Here is a 17,115-nt window from a genome sequence, read left to right on the forward strand (position 1 = left end):
GCATTATGGCAATCAAACACGGATCGAAAGTCGATAAATCGTTCTCGGCCTCGTCGATGACCGACCTGATGTTCCTGCTGCTGCTGTTCCTGCTGATCGCCACCACGCTGATCAATCCCAATGCCCTGAAACTGATGCTCCCGAAGAGTTCGAACCAGTTGAAGGACAAGGCGATGACCACGGTGTCGATCCAGCAGAGCGGCCCGTCGTACAACTACTACGTGGAGTTGCAGAAGGTGCAGGGCATCGAGGGGGTGGAGCGGGCGCTGAAGGCACGCCTCGACGGTCAGAAGGACGCCACGGTGTCGCTTCACTGCGACAAGACGGTTGCGGTGGACGAGGTGGTGAAGGTCATGAACATCGCCAAGGACAATAATTACAAATTAATATTAGCGACAAATCCGAGATAACGGGAGGTATGCGGGGTTCCGACCGCTGCTGTCGCCGCCTTCGGCGTCGTTTGCAAGTCTGACCCACCCCTAAATCCCCTCCTCGGAGGGGACTTGGTGCCGCTTTGCGGCAAAGGACGTTTCCGAATGTTGGTGAAATTACGCTTATGTATTATTACGATCCCGATAATAAATCCCCGCGGAGGTGGGCGATGATTGCGGCGGCGGCCTACGGCGTGCTGCTGGTCGGCTCGTTCGCGCTGGTGTCGTTCGACGTTTCGCGGGTGGTGGAGAAACCCGGCGATACGATTCTCGTCGACTTCACCGAGCCGCCCGTGCCCGAGCCGCCGAAACGGCCCGTGAAGGTGGCCAACGAGCCGCGCGTGCACGACGTTGTAGCCCCCGTGGAGCAGACGGCGCAGGTTGCGGGCAAGGATCCTGTGACGCAGACGCCCAACCCCAAGGCGCTGTTCAGGATGAACAAGGGCGGCGCGGACGAACCCGACAATGCGGGCAATCCCCGCGCTCCGGAGGGCGAGGACAAGGCGAGCGGCACGGGTCCGGGACTGAATCCCGACGGACTGGACCAGTTGGACCAGGGGCTGAAAGGACGCGGGCTGGTGGGCGACCTGCCCAAGCCGTCGTATCCCGGCGAAAAGGGCGGCAAGGTCGTGATCCGCGTGACGGTCGACGCCTCGGGCAAGGTCACGGGGGCTTCGTTCGAACCCAAAGGCTCGACGACGGACGCCGCTGAGCTGATCGAGGCGGCGAAAGCCGCGGCCCGCAAGGCGCGATTCACCGAGAGCCGCGCCGCGGTGCAGGGCGGCACGATCACCTATATTTTCCGCATGGAATAGAATTTGAACGATGAAAATACTACTGCTGACAATCTTCGGCTGCCTGTGTTTTACGGCTGCCGATGCCGGGAAGCCCGCCAGGGGGGCGCACCTGAAGCTGGAGAATGCGACCTACGACTTCGGCGACGTGCCCCGCAAGGGCGGCGACCTGGTCCGCGAATTCCGGTTCGTCAACGACGGCACGGCCCCGCTGGTGCTGGTGCGCGTCATCACTTCGTGTTCGTGCCTCAAGGCGTCGTTCTCGAAGCGCCCCGTGGAGCCGGCCGATTCGGGGGTGATCCGCATCACCTACGAACCCCATAAGAGCGAGCCGGGAGCCTTCAACAAGGTGATTCAGGTCTACTCCAATTCGGTGGACGGCCGCGACGTGATCACCGTGCAGGGCAACTCGATCGAGGGTCAGCCCCGCGGAAAGATCAAGACCGAAAGGGTGAAAGTGAAGTATAAATAAATACCATTATATTTATGGCAATTCTTTTTTCAAACGCGACGGTGCTGCCGATGACGGCCGCCGGGAACGCCCCCCGCACCTTTGCGGGCTGGGTGGGCGTCGACGGCAACCGCATCGCGCTGGTCACGGAGTCGGAAACGGCCGCCGCGGGGTTCCGCGCGGCGCACCCCGGGCTTCGGGAGTTCGACTGCCGGGGCAAACTCGTGATGCCGGGGCTGGTGAACACCCACTGCCATGCGGCCATGACCCTGCAACGCAGCCTTGCCGACGACATCGCCCTGATGGAGTGGCTCCACGACTATATCTGGCCCTTCGAGGCGCGCCAGAGTGCGGACGACGTGGTGCTGGGCATGACGCTCGGCGTGGTCGAGATGCTGCTGGGCGGCGTGACGTCGTTCGTCGACATGTACTATTTCGAAAACCGCTGCGTGGAGACCGTACGGCGGCTGGGCATCCGCGCCATGCTGGGCTGCAACTATTTCGATTCGAACGTCGACGAGGTGATGCCCCAGGCGGAGGAGGCCGTGCGGCTGGCCGCCGGATGCGACCGGGTGCGGATCGCTCTGGCGCCCCATTCGCCCTATACCGTGTCGCCCGAGAACCTCCTGCGCGGCAAGCGGCTGGCGGACAAATACGGCCTGCATCTGATGACCCATATCTCGGAGACGCAGGACGAGGTGCGCATCGTGCGCGAAAAGTACGGGAAAACCTCGGTCGAACACCTCGACGGGTTGGGACTGCTGGGGCCGAAGACCATCGGCGCGCACTGCATCCACGTGACCGACAGCGACATCGAGACACTCGCCGCGCGGGGCGTCGCCGTGTCGCACAACCCGCAGAGCAACATGAAAATATCGAGCGGCGTGGCGCCCGTCGAGCGGATGCGCGCCGCGGGTGCGCTGGTGACGGTCGGCACGGACGGAACCTGCTCGAACAATGACCTCGACATGTTCGAGGAGGTGCGCACGGCGGCTTTCCTGCAAAAATCCGCGACGGGCGATCCCGTGGCCCTTCCGGCCTGGGAGGCGCTGCGGCTGGCGACGGTGAACGGCGCGCGGGCGATGGGTTATGCCGATGGCGAGTTGGGCGTCGTCCGCGAGGGCGCGCTGGCCGATCTGATCGTCGTGGACCTTCAGAAACCCCATTTGCAGCCCGTCAACGACGTGGTGTCGAATCTGGTCTACTGCGGCAAGGCCTCGGACGTCGATACGGTGGTCGTGGACGGACGGATCGTCGTCGAGAACCGCTGCGTGTCGGGCGTCGACCTGCCGGCGCTCTATGCCGGGGTTGCGGCGGCCGTCGCGCGAATTAAAGCCGGCCGATGACCGGCTGCGGATGGACGCCGTGCAGCGCCCTGTCCCGAAAATCCGGCTCGCGGCCGGGTGGCATCGGAATTGCGTAGAACCACCTGATTATAAAAACTGTCGAATTATGGATCACAAGGTAACTTTCGGCGGCAAGCCCGTGACGCTTGTCGGCAATCGCTGCAAAGTGGGGGAGATCGCTCCCGTATTTACGGTCACCGATGCGGGACTGCAACCCGTTTCGTCGGACGTTTTCCACGGCAAGGTGCGCATTTACAGCGTCTTTCCGTCGGTCGACACCCCGGTTTGCTCGTTGCAGAACATCCGCTTCAACCGTGAGGCGTCGAAGCTGGGCGACAACGTGGTCGTCGTGTCGCTGTCGGTCGACCTGCCCTTCGCGCAGAAACGCTTCTGCGCCGCCGAGGGTATCGACCGCGTGCATGTCTTCTCGGATTACAAGGAGCTGGATTTCGGCATGAAGTACGGCTTCGTGATCGACTCCCTGCGCCTGCTGGCCCGCGGCGTGGTGGTTGTGGACCGCGACGACGTGGTGCGCTACGTGGAGTACGTGCCCGAGGTCACCCACGAACCCGACTACGAAAAGGCGCTCGCCATGGCGCGCGAACTGGCGAAGTAAGCCGCCGGGACGGCCGAAAAAAAGCGGACCTGTCGCAGGGTCCGCTTTTGTCGTTTCCGGGAATCCGGCTTCAGGGCTTTACCAGCGACCGGCTCCGGCCCCACATGTTGCGAGCCGCCGTGACGAGGACGGCGAGGAACGAGGCGGGGATGAGCGCGAGGATCGGCGGCTGCCAGCAGACGGCAGGGCCTTCGGCGTAAAGGGCGACGCCGGCGATGTAGTGGACGAGTCCGGCGGCCAGCCAGGCCGTCAGCATCACCGACCCGATCGTAATGTTGAGCCGCGAAGGGGAGTAGCGGCCCGCCTTCTTCGAAAGGAGGTTGCCGTTCATCTCCCAGGGGCGGCACAAGGCTCCCAGCCGATAGCGCTCCGGAATTTTCAGTCCTTCGGCTTCCTCCCGTTCGATCTCGAATATGTAGCGTTCGTAGACCTCGTACCAGGCTTTCGACCCCTTGGCCATCATGATCCAGATCAGGGCGAACGACGTTCCGAGCAGCGCCACCGCGCAGGCGGCTTCGTTCAGCGCCAGGAGGTTGGACGCTCCGGGTCCGGCGGTCAGGATTTCGGACGCCAGCACTCCGTAAACGGTGAAACAAAAGACCAGAAAAATGGAAAGAAGGAACGACCTCCGCCATAGGTTCGTGACTTCGAACCGCCGGCATCTGTAGAATCCTTCTCTCAACTCCTTTAAAGACACTTCGTTGCTGTTTTCATTGGGCATAGTAAATCTGTTTTGGTGAATAAAATGGAAAATATAGTCGTTGCGTAACTACTTTTTTCGCAGGTAGACCGTCGCCGTGCGCGAGGTGTTGTAGATGCGGATATGGGGCTGCCGCTGCCCGTCGCCCTTTTCGGCGTCGAACGAGAAGTGTTCGGACGTCATCGACTGCCGTTCCTGCCCGCCGAAGCGGCGCTCGTCGGTCGAGAGCACCGGCACGTACTTGCCCGGGGCCTGCACCGGAAGCTCGTAGTCGGGGATCGAGGCAGCGGGATGCCAGTTGAAGACGAACAGCAGGTCGCCGTGCGAGAAGGCCATCGTCTTGTTGTGCTCGTCCATCAGCAGGTTGAAGGCGTAGCCGTCGGCGAGTATCCTGTATTTTTTCGCCAGCTTGATCATCGCCTTGTCGAAATCCCCCAGCCACGCGTAGCGCAGGAACCCGTTTTTCGCCAGCGACCACTGCCGCCGGGCGTGGGCGTAGCTCCAGCCGTTGCCCTCGCGCGGGAAGTCGATCCACTCGGGATGCCCGAACTCGTTGCCCATGAAGTTGAGGTAGGCCTGTCCGCCGGTCGAGAGGGTCATCAGGCGGATCATCTTGTGCAGGGCCATGCCGCGGTCGATGACGACGCTCTCCGAGGCTCGGTCCATGTGGAAATACATCTCCTTGTCCATCAGCCGGAAGGCGATGGTCTTGTCGCCGACGAGCGCCTGGTCGTGCGACTCGGCGTAGGCCACGGTCTTGACTTCGGGCAGGCGGTCGGTCATCACCGACCACATCTCCCAGATGTCCCACTGTTCGTCGGGCACCTCCTTCAGCTGCTTGATCCAGAAGTCGGGGATGGCCATGCCCAGGCGGTAGTCGAAGCCGATGCCGCCGTCGGCGATCGGGATGCACATGCCCGGCATGCCGCTCACGTCCTCGGCGATGGTCACCGCCGGGGGAAGGAAGTCGTGCACGAGGCGGTTGGCAAGGGTGAGGTAGGTGAGCGCGTCCCCGTTGACCCCCTCGTCGAAGAAGCGGTCGCGCGAATCGAACGTGACGTAGCCGTGGTGGTGGTAGATCATCGAAGTCACGCCGTCGAAGCGGTAGCCGTCGAAATGGAATTCGTCGAGCCAGTATTTGACGTTCGACAGCAGGAAGTGCTGCACCTCCTCCTTGCCGTAGTCGAAGAGCTTCGAATCCCAGTAGGGCTGGTAGCCCGCCTCGCCCGGCGGCGAGTAGAGATGGTCGGTTCCGTCGAGGGAGTTGATGCCCTCGTTGAGGTTTTTCACGTAGTGGGCGTGCACCAGGTCCATGATAACGGCCAGCCCCAGCTCGTGGGCGCGGCGGATCAGCTCCTTCAGCTCTTCGGGCGTACCGCAGCGCGACGAGGGGGCGAAGAAACTCGACACGTGGTAGCCGAACGACCCGTAGTAGGGGTGCTCGGCCACGGCCATCAGCTGCACGGCGTTGTAGCCGTCCTTTTTGATGACCGGGAGTATCTTTTCGGTGAATTCGCGGTAGGTCCCCACGCCCTCGCGTTCCTGGGCCATGCCCACGTGGGCCTCGTAAATCAGCAGGCTGCCGATCTTCGAGGCGTCGAACGCGTCGCCCCGCCAGTCGAACGGCTCGGCGGGGTTCCAGAACTGCGCCGTGTAGTTTTTGGTCTCGTCGTCCTGCACCACGCGCGTGGCGTAGGCCGGGATGCGGTCCAGCCAGCCGTTGTCGCCGTGGACGTGGATTTTGTAGAGCGAGCCGTGCCGCAGCCGGTCGCGGTACATCGCCGCGGGAAAAAAGGCGCTCCAGACCCCCGCCGCATCTTTGTGCATGCGGATTTCGGTCCGCTGCCAGTTGTTGAAGTCGCCGAAGACGTAGACGTCGTGCGCCCCCGGCAGCCACTCGCGCAGCCACCAGCCGTCCAGCGCCTCGTCCCATTGCCAGCCGAAATAGCGGTAGCCGTTGGCGTAGTCTACGAGCGATCCCGCCGAGCGTTCGATGGCGGCCATTTTCCGTTCGTACCGCTCATGGCGCAGGTTCATCTGCGCCTCGACGGGGTGCAGCCATTCGTCGCGTTCGACGATCGGAAGTCTTCGGGTCGTTTTTTCCATAGAGGAGTTGATTTTCTACAAAGGTAATAAAAAGCCGGATGGATTCAAAACCGGATTGTGTCCGGTTCGGTAATACTTTTCGACTGATAAAAGTGGCGTTACGACACTGAATATATGAAAAATTTTCTATCTTTGTCCACGAACAAAAAAACGTATCCATTACTAATACCCTATTCTACTATGCTCAAGCAACCTAAAGGTCTGATTGCCGCGGCTCTCGCCAATACGGGCGAACGTTTCGGCTTCTACACCATGATGGCCATTCTGACGCTGTTCCTGATGTCGAAGTTCGGTATCGACGGCGAACAGGCCGGGAAAATCTATTCGTTTTTTTATACCTCGATCTACATTCTGGCGCTCGTCGGCGGCCTGATCGCCGACCGGTTGCGCAACTATAAGGGGACGATCATCGCGGGTATCCTGGTGATGACGGTGGGGTATGCCGCGCTGATGGTTCCCAGCGTTACTTCGAAGGCCGTGGTGATCGGCGCCCTGATGGTGATCGCCTTCGGCAACGGCCTGTTCAAAGGTAACCTCCAGGCGCTCGTGGGACAGCTTTACGACAACGAACAGTATGCCAAACTGCGCGACACGGGTTTCCAGATTTTCTACATGTTCATCAACATCGGCGCGATGTTCGCACCGTTCGCCGCCGTGGGCGTGCGCAACTGGTGGCTCCGCACGCAGGGATTCCTCTATAACTCCGACCTTTCGGCCCTCTGCCACCAGTATATCGGCGGCACGATGAGTCCCGAAGTGGCCCAGGGCCGTTTCAGCGAACTGGCTGCCGAGGTGAGTATCGGCGGGGTTCCCGCAGACATGGGCGTTTTCGCGCAGAGCTATCTCAACGCCTTCAACACCGGATTCCACTATGCGTTCGGCGTGGCTATCGTGGCGCTGGTCTTCTCGCTGGTGGTTTTCCTGGCCAACAAGAAGAAGCTGCCCGATCCCAAGGTTGCGGCCGCTTCCAAGGCGACGCCTTCGAAGGCCGAAATCCAGCAGGACGCGCGTGAGATCAAACAGCGCCTCTACGCACTGTTCGCCGTGTTCGCCATCGTGATCTTCTTCTGGTTCTCGTTCCACCAGAACGGTCTGACGCTGACGCTCTTCGCGCAGGATTACACCCGTCTCGAAATTTTCGGCATGCCCATCACGGCCGAGATTTTCCAGTCGGCCAACCCCTTCTGCGTGGTGTTCCTCACGCCGGTCATCATCGCCGTGTTCGCCTGGCTGCGCAACCGCGGCAAGGAGCCTTCGACCCCGATGAAGATCGCGATCGGCATGGGCATCGCCGCATTCGCCTACGTGCTGATGGTCTTCGGGTCGCTGGGACTTCCTAAACTCGCCGAAGTGCAGGCGCAGGGCGGTCTTTCGTTCGCCGAGCGCGTCACGCCGTGGCTGCTGGTGGCCACCTACCTGATCCTGACCATCGCCGAACTGTTCATTTCGCCGCTGGGCCTCTCGTTCGTGTCGAAGGTCGCTCCGCAGAAGCTCCAGGGCCTGATGCAGGGCTGCTGGCTGGGCGCCACGGCACTGGGCAACGGTCTGCTGTTCATCGGCCCGATTCTCTACAAGCGCATCTCGATCTCCGCGACGTGGAGCATTTTCGTGATCGTCTGTGCCATCTCGATGTTCGCCATGCTGGCCATGGTCAAGTGGCTCGAACGGGTCACGAAATAGACGGGACGTTCCCGTTTCCGACAAAGCCGCCGCAGGATTCCTGCGGCGGCTTTTTTTCTCCGATCTGTGCCGATCTGTTTGTTATTCGGGCGGATATTGTTATCTTTGTGACCTATACAATTGAATCCCGTCATGTCCTCACGCATCCGTTATTGTCTGTCCGGGTTGTTTCTTTTCGCGGTGTTTGCCGTCCTGCGGCCCGTGCAGGCCGGGGAGGAGCGCGGCAATTCGCCCGCGGACAGCACTTTGAGGGTGTATTACAAAGAGGTCAAAGCCCGCCTGACCACCCCCGGGGGACTGGCGATGTGCGATACGCTCTATGCGCGCGCCGCCGAGTCCGGATGGATGCAGATGCAGGCCATCGCGTTGTGCCTCAAACTCGACCATTTCTATTTCAAAAACGACCGCACGGGAATCCTCGAAGGAGTGGAGCGTGTGCAGGAGTTCTGCCGCCGGCACGGCAAACCGGAGGAGCTGCGCTATTTCTACTATTTCGCCTGGGGCAGCCGGCTGATTACCTATTATACGAAGCAGAACCAGTATAACGTCGCGGTGTACGAGACGCGCCGGATGCTTGCCGAGGCGCAGGCCGACGATTATCAGCGCGGCGTGGCCGACTGTTACCGGCAGCTGGCCAACCTCTACCTCGTGCAGAATGCCTTCGAACAGGCGTACGAGAATTTCCGGCGCGAAATCGACGTGTTCGAAGCCCACGGAATCGATGACATCAACCTGCCGACGCAGTATGCCTCGCTGGCTCAGTGCGCCCTCGAACTCAACCTGCCCGATACGGCGCTCACGGCTCTCCGGAAGGGGCGTGCACTCAATTCGGAACAGCCCTACCAGCGTTTCACACTCCATAAGGCTTCGGCGCTCTATTATCTGAAAGTCAGGGATTTCGAAAAGGCGCGGCAGTATGTCGATTCCGCCGAAATGCAGTTTCGCGCCAATCCCTCGATGCGGCTCTACGTTCCGGGCCTGCGCTTTCTGAAAGCCGAATATTACAAGACTACGGGACAGTACGACGAGGCGTTGCGCGTCGTGGCGGAATCGCTCTCCGATACCTCCCGGAACGAGACGGGCTACCTCCGGCAGACGCAGATGAAGGAGCTGGGCGACATCTACTGGCTGATGGGCGACGTGCGCCGCTCGGCTGCGAACTACCGCGAATACATCCATCTGTCGGACTCGGTGCGCGGGCAGGAGATCCGCAACGCCACCGACGACTTTTCGGGCATCCTCGAAATCGCGCGCCTGCAGAACGAGACCAAGGAGCTGCAGCTCACGCTTCAGCGCAAACGCCTGCGCAACACCTATCTGATCATCGGGCTGCTGGGCTTCGTGCTGGTATTGGGCGGACTGCTCTTTGCCCGCGTGGTGAAGCTCAACCGTCGTCTGAAAGCCTCCGAGGCGCTGGTCAAGGCGCAGAACAGTCACCTTGTGGCTGCCGGCGAGGAGCTTCGGCTCGCCAAGGAGAGCGCCGAGCGGGCGAGCCGCATGAAGAGCGATTTCATCCAGAACATGTCCCACGAGGTGCGCACGCCGCTCAATTCGGTCGTGGGATTCTCGCAGGTGCTCGCCTCGAAGTTCCGCGACGACCCCGCCGCGGCCGAATACGCCTCGATCATCGTGTCGAGCAGCATGAGCCTGCTGCGGCTGGTGGACGACGTGCTGAACGTCGCCTATCTGGACCAGGCCGAAGAACTGCCCCGCACGGACTGCACGGCGATGAACGACAACTGCCACGACTGCGTCTCCAAAACCCTGTCGCAGGTGCGGCCCGGTGTCACGATGATTTTCGAGCCTTCGACCGACGATCCCGTGGTGCACACCAACCTCAAGCGGGTCATGCAGGTTCTCCAGCATCTGCTGCACAACGCCGCGAAGTTTACCGTCGAGGGCGAGATCATCCTGACCTACGATTGTCTGGTCGCCGAACGGCTGATGCGCTTCACCGTGACCGATACCGGGCCGGGCATTCCGCCCGCCGAGCAGGAGGCGGTTTTCGAACGCTTCGTCAAACTCGACGCCTTCTCGCAGGGAACGGGTCTCGGGCTGCCCGTCTGCCGCATGACCGCCCTCAAACTGGGCGGCAGCCTGCGTATCGACGCCTCTTACACGGACGGCTGCCGCATGATCCTCGAAGTGCCGTTCGACCTGCCCGCCGAGGAGTGATTTCCGCATCCGGTTTTGCATGAAGGAGTCCTGATAGGCTCCTTTTTTGTTGTATTCGTTAAAAAACCGGGAAAAACAGAAAACTTTTTTTGTTTTACAAGTTTCGGTGCATATATTTGCACCCGTATCAATCGGATTGGATCATGGATCAGAAGGAACGAATCATTGAACAGGCGATGCACATGTTCGTCTCGCAGGGCATCAAGTCGGTGCGCATGGACGACATCGCGCAGCAGCTGGGGGTCTCGAAACGGACGCTCTACGAACTGTTCGGCGACAAGGAGGGGCTGCTCTACCTGGCGATGGCCCGCTATTTCGAAAAGACCCGCATCGAACGCGCCGCGGCGTGCGCCCATGCGCGCAACGTGCTCGAAGCGATGTTCATGGTGCTGGGCGGCGTGATGGACAACGCCGAAGTCATCCAGCGGCTGCTGAACAACCTGCGCAAGTTTTATCCGGCAGTGTACGAGAAAATGACGCGCGAAGGTTCCGCCAAGAGCCGCCGCGACCTGCAGGACATGCTGGAAAAGGGAATCGCCGACGGGCTGTTCGTCGACACGATCAATCTCGATCTGGCCATTTCGGTCCTTTACTACACGGCTTCGGCCATCACCGCGCGGAAGGACCTCATCCTGCCCGCGGGCATGACCGAGCGCGAGGCGTTCGTGCAGATCATCAGCAACTTCTTCCGCGGCATCTCCACGACCAAGGGGCTGCTGCTCGTCGACGACTACCTGAAACGCTACGAGCCGGCCAAAACCGTCCGCCGGATGCAATAGCCGGCTGGAAGGGGGGGGTATCCGTCCGTTCCGTTCGTCGGCATAAATGATAACGACAACATAATTTTACCGAATAATGATGAAACGACTTTTTTTGATCATTGCCTTTTGGGCGGCAGGCATCGCCGGCGCTTCGGCGCAGATGCGGCTGACGCTTCCCCAGGCGCTGGATCTCGCCTTGAGCGAGAACCCGACCGTCAAGGTCGCGGAGATGGAGGTGCAGCGTTACGATTACGTGAAGCGCCAGACGTGGGGCAACCTGCTGCCGCAGCTTTCGGCGTCGGGCAGCTACACCCGTTCGATCGTGAAGTCCGAGATGCGCGGCGGCATTTCGTTCGGAGCCGATAACACCTTCGCCGTGCAGGGCGACCTGTCGCTGCCGCTCTTCGCGCCGTCGGTCTACCGCACGCTGAAGATGAACGACGCGCAGATGGCCACGGCCGTCGAGGCCGCGCGTGCCTCGCGCATCGACCTGACGGCCGAGGTGAAGAAGGCTTTCTACAACATCCTGCTCGCCGAGCAGTCGCTCGCGGTGCTCCGCGAGTCGGAGGCCACGGTGCAGCGCACGGTCGACGACACGCAGGTGCAGTACAAACACGGACTGGCCTCGGAATACGACCTGCTGACCGCCCAGGTGCAGTTGAGCAACCTCAAACCCACGATTCTCCAGACCGAGAATTCGATCAAGCTGGCCAAGCTGATGCTCAAGATGTACCTCTCGATTCCCGAGGACGTGGAGATCGAGGTGGTGGGCGAACTGGACGCCCTGCGCGACGAGGTGCTGGCCGGAACGGACGGACTGACCACCGACGTGACGGACAACTCCGACCTGCGCTCGCTCGAATTGCAGGAGGAGGTCCTCCGGCGCTCGCTCAAGGCGGCCAACGCGGGACGTATGCCGACGCTCGCGGCTTTCGGGTCGGCCTCCTATACGGGTAACGACATGGAGCCGTTCAATTTCGGCGGCGCCGCCACGACGGACGATTCCAGGTATTTCTGGACCCACCCGATTTCGGTCGGCCTGCAACTGTCGGTCCCCATCTTCTCGGGTCTGACGAAGATGAACAAGTCGCGCGAGCTGAAAAACCAGATTTCGCAGCTTTCGCTCCAGCGCAGCTACGCCCGGCAGCAGATCGACGTGCAGGTGCGCTCGGCGCTGAACGACCTGCTGACCGCCCGCGAGACGATGTACGCCCAGGAGCTGACCGTCGAGCAGGCCCGCAAGGCCTACAAGATCTCCGACACCCGTTACCGGGCCGGTGCGGGGACGATCCTCGAATTGAACAGCGCGCAGCTCTCGCAGACGCAGGCACAGCTGAACTTCTCGCAGGCGATCTACGACTATCTTTCGGCCAAGGCCGAGTACGACCGCATCGTCGGCCGCGAACACGGAAATGAATAAAAAACAGGATAAAGAACGTATGAAAAAAATCGTGATTTTGTGCATCGCCGCCGCTTCTTTCGCCGGCTGCACGGGTAAAAAGGGCGTGACCGCCGTTACGGAAGACAAAGGCGTGCTGACCAAAAGCGCCGTTGCCGAAGAGGCTACGGTACGGCTCACGGAGGTCTTCACCTCCGAGATCGAGCCTTACAAGGAGAACGACATCACCCCTGCGGCTTCGGGCGTGCACATCGACAAGATTTACGTCGAGGTGGGCGATCCGGTGCGCGAGGGCCAGCTCGTCGTGACGCTCGACCCCACGCAGTACACCCAGCAGCTGGTGCAGCTGAAGACCGTCGAGGACGACTACAACCGCCTGCTGCCGGTCTATGAGGCCGGAGGCATCTCGGCCCAGCAGATCGAGCAGGCCAAGGCCCAGCTGGACGTGCAGCGCGAGGTGGTGGCCAACCTGAAGAAGAACATCGAGGTGCGTTCGCCCATATCGGGCGTCGTCACGGCCCGCAACTACGAGTCCGGCGACCTGTTCGCCCAGCAGCCGATCCTGCACATCATGCAGATCGACCCGCTGAAGGTCATCGCCAACATTTCGGAGCAGTACTTCCCCAACGTGAAGGTGGGCATGCCGGTGAAGCTGGCCGTCGACATCTTCCCCGACGAGGAGTTCACGGGCACGGTGTCGCTGATCTACCCGGCGCTCGACCCCACGACCCGCACCTTCAAGGTCGAGGTCAAGGTCCCCAACGCCAAGCGCACGCTGCGTCCGGGCATGTACGCCCGCACGACGTTCGACATGGGCAGCAAGGAGGGCGTGATGGTTCCCGACGTGGCCGTGCAGAAGCAGGTCGGCTCGGCCGAGCGCTATCTCTACGTCATCGTCGGCGACTCGGTTGCCGAGCGCCGCTCGGTCAAGGTGGGACGCCAGGTCGGCGACCGCGTGGACATCCTTTCGGGTGTCGAAGCGGGCGAGCCGGTGGCCGTTACGGCGTTGTCGAAACTCTTCGACGGGGCCAAAGTGGATATTAAAAAAGACTAAAACAGCCCCTTTCCAATGAAAATTTACGAAAGCGCGGTCCGCAAACCGATCTCAACGATCCTGCTGTTTGTCGGCGTGATGGTCTTCGGACTCTTCTCGCTGATGAACCTGGCCGTGGACCAGTATCCCGAGATCGAGATACCCCAGATTTCGGTGATCACGATGTACCCGGGCGCCAACGCCGCCGACATCGAGACCAACATCACCCGTGTGCTGGAGGACAACCTCAACACGGTGAGCAACCTCAAGAAACTGACCTCCAAGTCGCAGGACAACGTCTCGATGATCACCGTCGAGTTCGAATACGGCTCCGACCTGAACGAAGGGGCCAATGAAATCCGCGACGTGGTGTCGCGCGTGCAGTCGATGCTGCCCGACGACATCGACTACCCGACGATTTTCAAGTTCTCGACCTCGATGATCCCCGTGATGATGATCGCCGTCACGGCCGAGGAGAGCTATCCGGCGCTGAACAAGATCCTCGACGACAAGCTGGTCAACGTGCTCAACCGCGTCGACGGCGTGGGTGCCGTGTCGATCGTCGGCGCACCCGAACGCGAGGTGCAGGTCAACGTCGACCCCGCCAAACTGGAGGCCTACAACCTGACCGTCGAGCAGCTGGGGCAGATCATCGCCGCCGAGAACGTCAACATCCCCAGCGGTACGATCGACGTGGGCAACAACACCTTCAATATCAAGGCCGACGGTGAGTTCAAACTCTCGGACGAGCTGCGCAAGGTCGTGGTGTCGAACGCCGGGGGCCGCACGGTGAAACTTTCGGACGTGGCCCAGATCCGCGATACGCTCGAAAAGTCCACGATGGACGAGCGCGTCAACGGACAGCGGGGCGTGCGCGTGATGTTCCAGAAACAGTCGGGCGCCAACACTGTGAATATCGTCCACGAAATCCAGTCGCGCCTGCCGGAGATTCAGAAAACCCTCCCGAAGGACGTGAAGATGGAGCTGATTTTCGAAGGCTCGCAGGAGATTACCGATGCCATCGGGTCGCTCTCGGAGACCATTCTCTACGCCTTCATCTTCGTCGTGCTGGTGGTGATGGCCTTCCTCGGGCGCTGGCGCGCGACGCTGATCATCTGTATGACGATCCCCGTGTCGCTGATCTGTTCGTTCATCTACCTCTTCGCCACCGGCTCCACGCTGAACATCATTTCGCTCTCGTCGCTCTCCATCGCCATCGGTATGGTGGTCGACGACGCCATCGTGGTCCTGGAGAACATTACGACGCATATCGAGCGCGGCTCGAACCCCAAGGAGGCCGCCATCTACGCCACCAACGAGGTGTGGCTGTCGGTCATCGCCACGACGTTGGTCGTCGTCGCGGTGTTCCTGCCGCTGACGATGGTCCCGGGCATGGCGGGCATCCTGTTCCGCGAGCTGGGCTGGATCGTAACGATCGTGGTCTGCGTTTCGACCACGGCGGCCATTTCGCTGACCCCGATGATGTCGGCCTACCTGCTGAAACTCGAAGGCGGCCAGCACGACTACAAGGGTCTCGGCGTGATCTACAAGCCCATCGACCGGGCGCTCGAATGGCTCGACGGCGCCTACGCCCGTTCGCTCGACTGGGTCGTACGCCACCGCCGGATCACCTTCTTCTCGATGATGTCGATTTTCTTCGTCTCGCTGCTGCTGCTGACGCGGGTTCCCACCGAGTTCTTCCCGCCCTCGGACAACAGCCGCATTTCGGCCACCGTCGAGCTGGAGCAGAACATCGGCGTCGACTACACGGCGCGCATCGCCCGGCAGATCGACAGCATCATCTATGCGAAATATCCCGAGATCGTGCTCGTCTCGGCGTCGGCCGGCGCCAACTCGTCGGACAACGCCTTCGCGGCGATGCAGACCACCGGTTCGCACATCATCAACTACAACATGCGCCTGACCGACGTGGAGGAGCGCGAGCGTTCGATCTACGTCGTTTCCGACCTGCTGCGCGAGGACCTCGACAATATCCCCGAGATTCGCCAGTACACGGTGACTCCCGGCGGTATGTCGGGCAGCATGAGCGGTTCGGCGACGGTGAACATCAAGGTCTTCGGCTACGACATGGACGTGACGAACGCCATCGCCAACGACCTGAAGGAGAAGATGCGCCATCTGGAGGGCGTGCGCGACGTGAAACTTTCGCGTGACGACCTGCGTCCCGAGTACAACGTCGTCTTCGACCGTGACCGTCTGTCGTACTACGGCATCAGCAGCGCCGTGGCGTCGCAGGCCGTGCGCAACCGCATCGACGGCCTCGTGGCTTCGAAATACCGCGAGGACGGCGACGAGTACGACATCATCGTGCGCTATGCCGAGCCGTTCCGCAACCGCATCGAGGACGTCGAGAACATCACGCTCTACAATGCGCAGGGCCGCCCCGTGAAGCTCAAGGAGGTGGGAACCGTCGAGGAGGAGTACGCCGCGCCGATGATCGAGCGCGAGAACCGCCAGCGTGTCATTTCGGTCCAGTCTACGCTCGGGGCCGGCGTCGCGCTGGGCGACGTGGTGGCCGAGGTCGGCAAACTCATCGCCGAGTATCCCACGCCCGACGGCGTGGACCTCGAAGTGGGCGGTACGGTCGAGGACCAGGGCGACGCCTTCGGCGACCTGGGAACGCTGCTCATCCTGATCGTCATTCTGGTGTATATCGTGATGGCCACGCAGTTCGAGTCGCTCAAGTTCCCGTTCATCATCATGTTCACCATTCCGTTCGCCTTTACGGGCGTGTTCCTCGCGCTGTGGATGACCTCCACGCCGCTGTCGCTCATCGCCCTGATCGGAGCCATCATGCTGGTGGGTATAGTGACGAAGAACGGTATCGTGATGGTGGACTACATGAACCTGCTGATCGAACGCGGTTCGGGCGTCTTCGACGCGGTGATCGCCGGCGGCAAAAGCCGTCTGCGTCCGGTGCTGATGACCTCGTTCACGACCATCCTGGGTATGCTTCCGCTCGCTATCGGCACGGGAGCCGGTTCGGAGACGTGGCAGCCGATGGGTATCGCCGTGATCGGCGGTCTGACCTTCTCGACGATCCTGACGCTGTTCATCGTTCCGGTGCTCTATTCGATCCTCGTGAACCGTTCGCAGCGCAAGGAGCGCGAGAAACTGGCGCGCCTCGCGGCCGAACACCAGGCAAGTGTACATTAATAAGGGAAAACAACTATGAAAGCAGTATTTTTGTCATACAACCAGGCGCTGACCGACCGGGTGAACGCCATCCTCGACGAGCAGGGCATCCGCGGCTTCACCAAATGGGCCTTGACCGAGGGCCGCGGCTCGGTCGACGGCGAACCCCACTACGGCACGCATGCGTGGCCTTCGATGAACGCCTCGATCCTGGCCATCGTCGACGACGAGAAGGTGGCTCCGCTGATGGACGCCTTCCGCGAGTTGGACGCTGCGACCAGGATGCAGGGGTCCCGGGCGTTTGTCTGGAACATCGAAAGCGGTTTCTGATTCTCACGGGCATCTTTTGCCCTGCTTTGTCCGGCCCGGACGGGAAATACGTCGTGTATGTCCCGTCCGGGCCGAACTGCGTTATGGCCAGGCCTGCTCCGCGATAATCAGAAACCGGATGCAGCTTGTCCGGGAAT

Annotated in this window: 14 protein-coding genes; 12 read left to right on the forward strand and 2 right to left on the reverse strand. The window is 61.2% G+C overall.

The annotated features are described in order from the left end of the window. Window positions 1-5 precede the first annotated feature (5 nt). From ACGHP5_RS13065 to tpx, 5 genes are all read left to right on the forward strand, one after another. Entirely contained in the window at window positions 6-410 is a 405-nt protein-coding gene (locus ACGHP5_RS13065) for an ExbD/TolR family protein (protein ID WP_390567156.1), read from the forward strand. 146 nt (window positions 411-556) lie between these two features. Continuing rightward, complete coding sequence (locus ACGHP5_RS13070; RefSeq protein WP_390567158.1) at window positions 557-1,246, forward strand: TonB family protein; 690 nt, start codon at window positions 557-559, stop codon at window positions 1,244-1,246. Window positions 1,247-1,256: 10 nt separating this feature from the next. Continuing rightward, window positions 1,257-1,697 carry a DUF1573 domain-containing protein gene (locus ACGHP5_RS13075; protein ID WP_337657342.1) on the forward strand — a complete coding sequence of 147 codons (441 nt, stop codon included), beginning with the start codon at window positions 1,257-1,259 and terminating at the stop codon, window positions 1,695-1,697. 14 nt (window positions 1,698-1,711) lie between these two features. Further along, a complete protein-coding gene (locus tag ACGHP5_RS13080; protein WP_390567160.1) occupies window positions 1,712-3,022 on the forward strand; it encodes an amidohydrolase in 1,311 nt (436 codons plus the stop codon). A 106-nt stretch (window positions 3,023-3,128) separates the two neighbouring features. Continuing rightward, window positions 3,129-3,638, forward strand: a complete 510-nt coding sequence (tpx, locus tag ACGHP5_RS13085; protein ID WP_337756628.1) for a thiol peroxidase — start codon at window positions 3,129-3,131, stop codon at window positions 3,636-3,638. A gap of 70 nt (window positions 3,639-3,708) precedes the next feature. On the opposite strand, the gene ACGHP5_RS13090 is transcribed toward tpx, so the two are convergent. Together ACGHP5_RS13090 and ACGHP5_RS13095 are read right to left on the reverse strand one after the other, a co-directional pair. Continuing rightward, window positions 3,709-4,359, reverse strand: a complete 651-nt coding sequence (locus ACGHP5_RS13090) for a hypothetical protein (protein ID WP_278422594.1) — start codon at window positions 4,357-4,359, stop codon at window positions 3,709-3,711. A gap of 48 nt (window positions 4,360-4,407) precedes the next feature. Further along, on the reverse strand, window positions 4,408-6,444 hold the full coding sequence (locus ACGHP5_RS13095; protein ID WP_290533045.1) for an alpha-amylase family glycosyl hydrolase: 2,037 nt from the start codon (window positions 6,442-6,444) through the stop codon (window positions 4,408-4,410). 180 nt (window positions 6,445-6,624) lie between these two features. On the opposite strand from ACGHP5_RS13095, the gene ACGHP5_RS13100 reads away from it, so the two are divergent. The 7 genes from ACGHP5_RS13100 to ACGHP5_RS13130 all read left to right on the forward strand — a co-directional run bounded on the left by ACGHP5_RS13100 (window position 6,625) and on the right by ACGHP5_RS13130 (window position 16,978). Then, window positions 6,625-8,124, forward strand: a complete 1,500-nt coding sequence (locus ACGHP5_RS13100; RefSeq protein ID WP_337657332.1) for a peptide MFS transporter — start codon at window positions 6,625-6,627, stop codon at window positions 8,122-8,124. 132 nt (window positions 8,125-8,256) lie between these two features. Then, on the forward strand, window positions 8,257-10,299 hold the full coding sequence (locus tag ACGHP5_RS13105) for an ATP-binding protein (protein WP_390567163.1): 2,043 nt from the start codon (window positions 8,257-8,259) through the stop codon (window positions 10,297-10,299). Window positions 10,300-10,442: 143 nt separating this feature from the next. Then, window positions 10,443-11,078: a TetR/AcrR family transcriptional regulator gene (locus ACGHP5_RS13110; RefSeq protein ID WP_278433005.1), complete on the forward strand. Its 636-nt coding sequence runs from the start codon at window positions 10,443-10,445 to the stop codon at window positions 11,076-11,078. 94 nt (window positions 11,079-11,172) lie between these two features. Further along, entirely contained in the window at window positions 11,173-12,480 is a 1,308-nt protein-coding gene (locus ACGHP5_RS13115; RefSeq protein ID WP_278433007.1) for a TolC family protein, read from the forward strand. A gap of 19 nt (window positions 12,481-12,499) precedes the next feature. Continuing rightward, window positions 12,500-13,513 (forward strand): efflux RND transporter periplasmic adaptor subunit, encoded by a 1,014-nt coding sequence (locus tag ACGHP5_RS13120; RefSeq protein WP_278433009.1) that lies wholly within the window; start codon window positions 12,500-12,502, stop codon window positions 13,511-13,513. Window positions 13,514-13,528: 15 nt separating this feature from the next. Further along, complete coding sequence (locus tag ACGHP5_RS13125) at window positions 13,529-16,669, forward strand: efflux RND transporter permease subunit (RefSeq protein WP_278433010.1); 3,141 nt, start codon at window positions 13,529-13,531, stop codon at window positions 16,667-16,669. A 15-nt stretch (window positions 16,670-16,684) separates the two neighbouring features. After that, on the forward strand, window positions 16,685-16,978 hold the full coding sequence (locus tag ACGHP5_RS13130; protein WP_276722374.1) for a PG0541 family transporter-associated protein: 294 nt from the start codon (window positions 16,685-16,687) through the stop codon (window positions 16,976-16,978). Window positions 16,979-17,115 lie beyond the last annotated feature (137 nt).

It is taken from the genome of Alistipes sp. i18-0019-D1 (assembly GCF_042852885.1).
GTDB lineage: Bacteria > Bacteroidota > Bacteroidia > Bacteroidales > Rikenellaceae > Alistipes.

What these genes read in the sequence shown, in the direction of transcription:
- ACGHP5_RS13065 (WP_390567156.1), top strand. Translation starts at nt 6, where the DNA reads ATGGCAATCAAACACGGATCGAAAGTCGATAAATCGTTCTCGGCCTCG.
- ACGHP5_RS13070 (WP_390567158.1), top strand. Translation starts at nt 557, where the DNA reads ATGTATTATTACGATCCCGATAATAAATCCCCGCGGAGGTGGGCGATG.
- ACGHP5_RS13075 (WP_337657342.1), top strand. Translation starts at nt 1,257, where the DNA reads ATGAAAATACTACTGCTGACAATCTTCGGCTGCCTGTGTTTTACGGCT.
- ACGHP5_RS13080 (WP_390567160.1), top strand. Translation starts at nt 1,712, where the DNA reads ATGGCAATTCTTTTTTCAAACGCGACGGTGCTGCCGATGACGGCCGCC.
- tpx (WP_337756628.1), top strand. Translation starts at nt 3,129, where the DNA reads ATGGATCACAAGGTAACTTTCGGCGGCAAGCCCGTGACGCTTGTCGGC.
- ACGHP5_RS13090 (WP_278422594.1), bottom strand. Translation starts at nt 4,359, where the DNA reads ATGCCCAATGAAAACAGCAACGAAGTGTCTTTAAAGGAGTTGAGAGAA.
- ACGHP5_RS13095 (WP_290533045.1), bottom strand. Translation starts at nt 6,444, where the DNA reads ATGGAAAAAACGACCCGAAGACTTCCGATCGTCGAACGCGACGAATGG.
- ACGHP5_RS13100 (WP_337657332.1), top strand. Translation starts at nt 6,625, where the DNA reads ATGCTCAAGCAACCTAAAGGTCTGATTGCCGCGGCTCTCGCCAATACG.
- ACGHP5_RS13105 (WP_390567163.1), top strand. Translation starts at nt 8,257, where the DNA reads ATGTCCTCACGCATCCGTTATTGTCTGTCCGGGTTGTTTCTTTTCGCG.
- ACGHP5_RS13110 (WP_278433005.1), top strand. Translation starts at nt 10,443, where the DNA reads ATGGATCAGAAGGAACGAATCATTGAACAGGCGATGCACATGTTCGTC.
- ACGHP5_RS13120 (WP_278433009.1), top strand. Translation starts at nt 12,500, where the DNA reads ATGAAAAAAATCGTGATTTTGTGCATCGCCGCCGCTTCTTTCGCCGGC.
- ACGHP5_RS13125 (WP_278433010.1), top strand. Translation starts at nt 13,529, where the DNA reads ATGAAAATTTACGAAAGCGCGGTCCGCAAACCGATCTCAACGATCCTG.
- ACGHP5_RS13130 (WP_276722374.1), top strand. Translation starts at nt 16,685, where the DNA reads ATGAAAGCAGTATTTTTGTCATACAACCAGGCGCTGACCGACCGGGTG.